The 4,834-nt window shown below is 55.7% G+C and carries 4 protein-coding genes, 4 tRNA genes and 1 rRNA gene; 1 reads left to right on the top strand and 8 read right to left on the bottom strand.

The features are described from left to right. From BLT77_RS19830 to BLT77_RS19810, 5 genes are all read right to left on the bottom strand, one after another. A partial coding sequence (locus tag BLT77_RS19830; protein ID WP_035416481.1) for a GTP-binding protein occupies nucleotides 1-197 on the bottom strand: 197 nt, incomplete at its 3' end. 111 nt (nucleotides 198-308) lie between these two features. Beyond that, nucleotides 309-384 (bottom strand) — tRNA-Thr (locus BLT77_RS19825). Nucleotides 385-392: 8 nt separating this feature from the next. Further along, nucleotides 393-467, bottom strand: a tRNA-Gly gene (locus BLT77_RS19820). Nucleotides 468-505: 38 nt separating this feature from the next. Continuing rightward, nucleotides 506-590, bottom strand: a tRNA-Tyr gene (locus BLT77_RS19815). Between the two features lie 18 nt (nucleotides 591-608). Further along, nucleotides 609-684 (bottom strand) — tRNA-Thr (locus BLT77_RS19810). A gap of 199 nt (nucleotides 685-883) precedes the next feature. Between BLT77_RS19810 and coaA the strand changes: the two genes are divergently transcribed. Beyond that, nucleotides 884-1,834, top strand: a complete 951-nt coding sequence (coaA, locus tag BLT77_RS19805; RefSeq protein ID WP_090368570.1) for a type I pantothenate kinase — start codon at nucleotides 884-886, stop codon at nucleotides 1,832-1,834. Between the two features lies 1 nt (nucleotide 1,835). Here the strand turns inward: coaA and birA are convergent, their stop codons facing one another. The 3 genes from birA to rrf form a co-directional block, all read right to left on the bottom strand. Beyond that, on the bottom strand, nucleotides 1,836-2,798 hold the full coding sequence (birA, locus tag BLT77_RS19800) for a bifunctional biotin--[acetyl-CoA-carboxylase] ligase/biotin operon repressor BirA (RefSeq protein WP_090368567.1): 963 nt from the start codon (nucleotides 2,796-2,798) through the stop codon (nucleotides 1,836-1,838). After that, nucleotides 2,788-3,840 carry a UDP-N-acetylmuramate dehydrogenase gene (gene murB, locus BLT77_RS19795; RefSeq protein ID WP_218126967.1) on the bottom strand — a complete coding sequence of 351 codons (1,053 nt, stop codon included), beginning with the start codon at nucleotides 3,838-3,840 and terminating at the stop codon, nucleotides 2,788-2,790. The genes birA and murB overlap by 11 nt, the downstream gene beginning before the upstream one ends. A gap of 891 nt (nucleotides 3,841-4,731) precedes the next feature. Next, a 5S ribosomal RNA gene (gene rrf / locus BLT77_RS19790) occupies nucleotides 4,732-4,834 on the bottom strand; the annotation flags it as partial.

Below are 4,834 nucleotides of genomic sequence, written 5' to 3'. Positions count from 1 at the left end.
GAGGTAGAGATGGTGATACCGCGCTCGCGCTCTTCTGGAGCGTTATCGATAGAAGCGAAATCTTTAGCTTCACCACCGTATACTTTAGCCAGTACATTAGTGATAGCTGCGGTCAGAGTGGTTTTACCGTGGTCAACGTGGCCAATGGTACCAACGTTAACGTGCGGTTTCGAACGCTCAAATTTTTCTTTAGACATGACAGTGCCTCAATCCAAACAAGGTGGTGGTTTTCCACGTTTGACGATAGATACTCGTGAATGAGTATGAGTATAAACAAGGATTGAAGCAGCGTGAAGAGAGGAAAGAAATGGTGCTGATACCCAGATTTGAACTGGGGACCTCACCCTTACCAAGGGTGCGCTCTACCAACTGAGCTATATCAGCAAATTTCTTGGAGCGGGCAGCGGGAATCGAACCCGCATCATCAGCTTGGAAGGCTGAGGTAATAGCCATTATACGATGCCCGCTAAAAACTATCTTCAGGCTACCTCGAACCGAGAAAAAATGGTGGAGGGGGAAGGATTCGAACCTTCGAAGGCGGAGCCGTCAGATTTACAGTCTGATCCCTTTGGCCACTCGGGAACCCCTCCACGAGCCAAACAAAACAATGGTGCCGACTGCCGGAATCGAACTGGCGACCTACTGATTACAAGTCAGTTGCTCTACCTACTGAGCTAAGTCGGCATTGCTTTGTGCGGAGCGCATAATAGGAAATTGGCTCAGACAGTGCAAGCCCATTTTAAAAAAAAGCAGTGTAATCGTTTCGACTGACTGAGAAATAGCCTCATTGCTGCCTCATTGGGCAATCGCACCTGCAACGCATCCGGTACTGTACCTTTACAGGTTGATGGTGTAGTTTTGCCAACGCATGTAAGGAGTTCATATGCCTGCAAATCCATCTACAACACAAGATGCTTACCTCGAGTTCACCCGACATCAATGGGCCGCATTGCGCGACGCAGTACCGCTACCATTGAGCCAAGGCGAACTTGAAAAGTTAAAAGGCATCAATGAGGACATCTCTCTGCAAGAGGTAGAGACGGTGTACCTGCCCCTGTCCAGGCTATTGAACCTTTACGTCTACGCCAACCAGCGCCGCGGTAAAGTTGTTGAAGAGTTTTTGGGAAAGAAGCCAGAAAATGGCCCCTACATTATTAGTGTGGCCGGCTCAGTGGCGGTGGGAAAAAGCACCACCGCCCGCCTGCTGCAAGCACTGCTGCAGCGTTGGCCTGAGCATCCCAAGGTTGAGTTGGTGACTACCGATGGGTTCCTGTACCCCCTGGAGGAGCTGACTAAGCGGCAACTGTTGAGCAAAAAGGGTTTTCCCCAGAGTTACGACGGCAAGATGCTGCTGGACTTTGTGAAAGACATCAAGTCTGGCAAGGAGGAGGTCAAGGCGCCGATCTACTCCCACCTGGAGTACGACCGGTTAAAAGATCGACAGCACATTATTCGCAAGCCGGACATTCTGATTCTGGAAGGCCTGAATGTGCTGCAAACTGCCCATGACTACCCGGATTCAGGCAACCGTTTGTTCGTGTCGGACTTTGTCGACTTTTCCATCTACGTCGATGCCCATCATGATCTGCTCAAGCGCTGGTATATCGAGCGCTTTAACAGCTTCAGGAACGGCGCCTTTGCCGACCCCAACTCCTATTTCCACCACTACTCTAAGTTATCGGAAAGTGAGTCCAGCAAAACCGCCAGTAAGATCTGGGACGACATTAACGGCCCCAACCTGGTCAACAACATTCAACCCACCCGCAGCCGGGCCAACCTCATTCTGACCAAAGGCGAGGATCACTACGTCGATCGTGTCTGGATGCGCCGCTGACTCATCCGGCAACCGGCCTGAGGCTCACTTCGCCACTGTTGTAGCTTTTCAGGCCCTCGCTCGACTCAAGCAGTAATGCGCCCTGTTCATCGATGCCAGCAGCCCGGCCACTAATGACCCGCTCCCCCAGGTGAATGTTGACGTCCCGATTCCAAAACAGGTCGTATTTCTGCCATCGGGACAGAAATCCTTGCAGCCCTTCCTCCTCAAACTGCCGCAACCCTGCCCGCAGGTGGGCAATGACGGCGCTCGCCAGTTGGTTTCGATCTACATCGTCACCACAGAGGCTGGCCAGATCGGTCCAGGCGCGATCGATGTCGGCCGCCGCTTGGGCGCCCAGAGACACATTCATACCACACCCCAGCACCATATCCGCCGGTTCGCCAAACTGGCCGCGCATCTCCACCAAAATCCCGGCCAGTTTGTTTTGGCCGACGTAGAGATCATTGGGCCATTTCAGCCCAACACCAACAATGCCCAGGCTCTCAAGCGCCTCGACCAGTAATACCCCCACAGCCAGGCTCATTCCTGCAGACTGCGCCACGCCGTGCTCCAGTCGCCAATACATCGACAGATACAGGGAGCCGGCGTAGGGCGACACCCATTGGCGGCCTCGGCGGCCGCGACCTTGGGTCTGCCGCTCAGCCAAACAGCAATCACCGGAGTTGAGCTGCCCCACACGGTCAAGCAGGTAAGTGTTGGTCGAACTCACGTCATCCAGCAGAAACACCCGCCCCGTGTCCGACTCAATGGCTTCGGCATCCAACAGGGTAATTCGCCGCGCCAGCCGATAACCCTTGCCTTTCACACTGTAGATATCCAGCCCCAGCTCCTCCAGAGCCTGGACGTGGTTATTCACCGCAGTCCGGCTGATTCCCAGGGCATCGGCCAGGGTAGATCCGGAATGAAATTCCCCATCAATCAGACATTGCAGCAACCGCTGTCGATTACGATTACTCGGCATGGCTCCCCCAGTGTTGATTGCCGGTGCGATCCAGCAACCGCACCTCGGGAATCAGGGTAACGCCAAAGCGGGACTGCACCTCGGTTGCCACCTTAGTGGCGAGGCTGATCAGCTCGTCAGCGGTACCATTGCCGTAGTTAACCAGCACCAACGCCTGCTGTTCGTGCACTCCCACCCCTTGGTGTCGGTACCCCTTCAAACCTGCCTGGTCGATGAGCCAGCCTGCAGCCAACTTCATGTTGCCATTAGCGCCTGAAGCAAAAGCCGGCATCTCGGGATAGCGCTGCTTTAGATCCAAATAGACCGCCTGGCTCACTACCGGGTTTTTAAAGAAGCTTCCGGCATTGCCAAGTAACTTAGGATCCGGCAGCTTTTGCCTGCGCACCAACATAATGTGTTCCGCCACTGCGGCGGCGGACAAAGCCTGCTGACTTTGCAACGTCTTTAACGGGCCGTAGGCCAGCTGGGGCTTCCAGTCTCGAGACAGGCGCAAGCCAACCCCGACAATCACCACCTTGTCTTTCAGTTCACCCTTAAAAATGGAGTCGCGATAGCCAAACTGACAGTCACTGGCATTGAGGCGTCGAGTTTCGCCACTGTCGATCTCCAAGACATCCACGTAAGCGCACACCGAGGCAAACTCCACCCCATAGGCACCAATATTCTGTACCGGTGCGGCGCCGGCCGTTCCGGGAATCAGCGCCAGGTTCTCAAGGCCATGAATGCCCTCCGCCAGAGACCACATCACTGCAGTGTGCCAGTCCTCTCCGGCGCCCAGGTGCACCAGAACACCGTCTTCCGTTGGCTGCTGATGTCGACCCAAAATCCGATTGATGATAATGAGGCCATCAAAGGGCTGCAGGAACACCGTATTGCTGCCACTCCCCAAAACCAGCTTAGGAACGTCACGGTAGTCAGGGGCGAAATAGACCTCCCGCAACTCCTCCGGTGTATGAATCTCAACCAGAGCCTTGGCAGTGCTTTGCAGGCCGAAGCTGTGATAGGGAATAAGGCTGCAATTGGTACGAATATCTAGTGCCACTGTCTCTCCAGAGCGGTTTTACGGGCGTTCGAGGCGGCAGATAATATAGCAGTTGCCCCTAAAAATCGATGACGGCGGCGATATTTTCAGCATCAGTCAAGGCATTAGGCTAGCATCGACCCCGCCTGGTGCCTCCACCTTCCTCTCTGTCCCCTTGCGAACGCCAGAGCCCAGCGCCTTTGGTTTCGCTTAATAGCAGCAAAGTCACTGGGTACCCGCGTGCGCGGGCACGACGGAAGGAAGGCCTGTCGTCCTTGCGAACGCGAAGGTCCAGGGTCGTTGATTTTGGGGCGTGCGCAGGAAAGCCACTGGGTACCCGCGTGCACGGGTACGACGAAAGGGAAGCCTGTCGCCCTTGCGAACGCGAAGGTCCAGGGTCGTTGATTTTGCGGCGTGCGCAGGAAAGCCACTAGGTACCCGCGTGTACGGGTACGACGGAAGGGAAGCCTGTCGCCCTTGCGAACGCGAAGGTCCAGGGTCGTTGATTTTGGGGCGTGCACAGGAAAGCCACTGGGTGCCCGCGTGCGCGGGCACGACGGAAGGAAGGCCTGTCGCCCTTGCGAACACTAAGGTCCAGGGTCGTTGGTTTTGGGGCGTGCGCAGGAAAGCCACTGGGTACCCGCGTGCACGGGCACGACGGAGGGATGGCCTGTCGCCCTTGCGAACGCGAGGGCCCGGCGTCGTTGATTTTGGGGCGTGCACAGGAAAGCCACTGGGTACCCGCGTGCGCGGGCACGACGGAGGGATGGCCTGTCGCCCTTGCGAACGCGCGGGTCCAGCGTCTTAGGGTTTGTAATAGGGGTAGCAAACAATGCTAGAAAAGGTAACTATCACCGCGCTGAAAACGAAAAAAGCCCGTTCCTTTCGGAACGGGCTTTTTTCTTAATGGGTGCCTGACAATGACCTACTCTCACATGGGAACCCCCACACTACCATCGGCGCGATTGCGTTTCACTTCTGAGTTCGGCATGGGATCAGGTGGGGCCACAACGCT

The organism is Ferrimonas sediminum (assembly GCF_900100175.1).
Lineage (GTDB): Bacteria > Pseudomonadota > Gammaproteobacteria > Enterobacterales > Shewanellaceae > Ferrimonas > Ferrimonas sediminum.
The sequence above is the reverse complement of the archived record's forward strand: the minus strand, read 5'-3'. Positions and strand labels throughout refer to the sequence as shown.

Bases quoted from the DNA above. Each gene is read 5' to 3' on its own strand.
- coaA (WP_090368570.1), top strand. From the start codon at position 884: ATGCCTGCAAATCCATCTACAACACAAGATGCTTACCTCGAGTTCACC.
- birA (WP_090368567.1), bottom strand. From the start codon at position 2,798: ATGCCGAGTAATCGTAATCGACAGCGGTTGCTGCAATGTCTGATTGAT.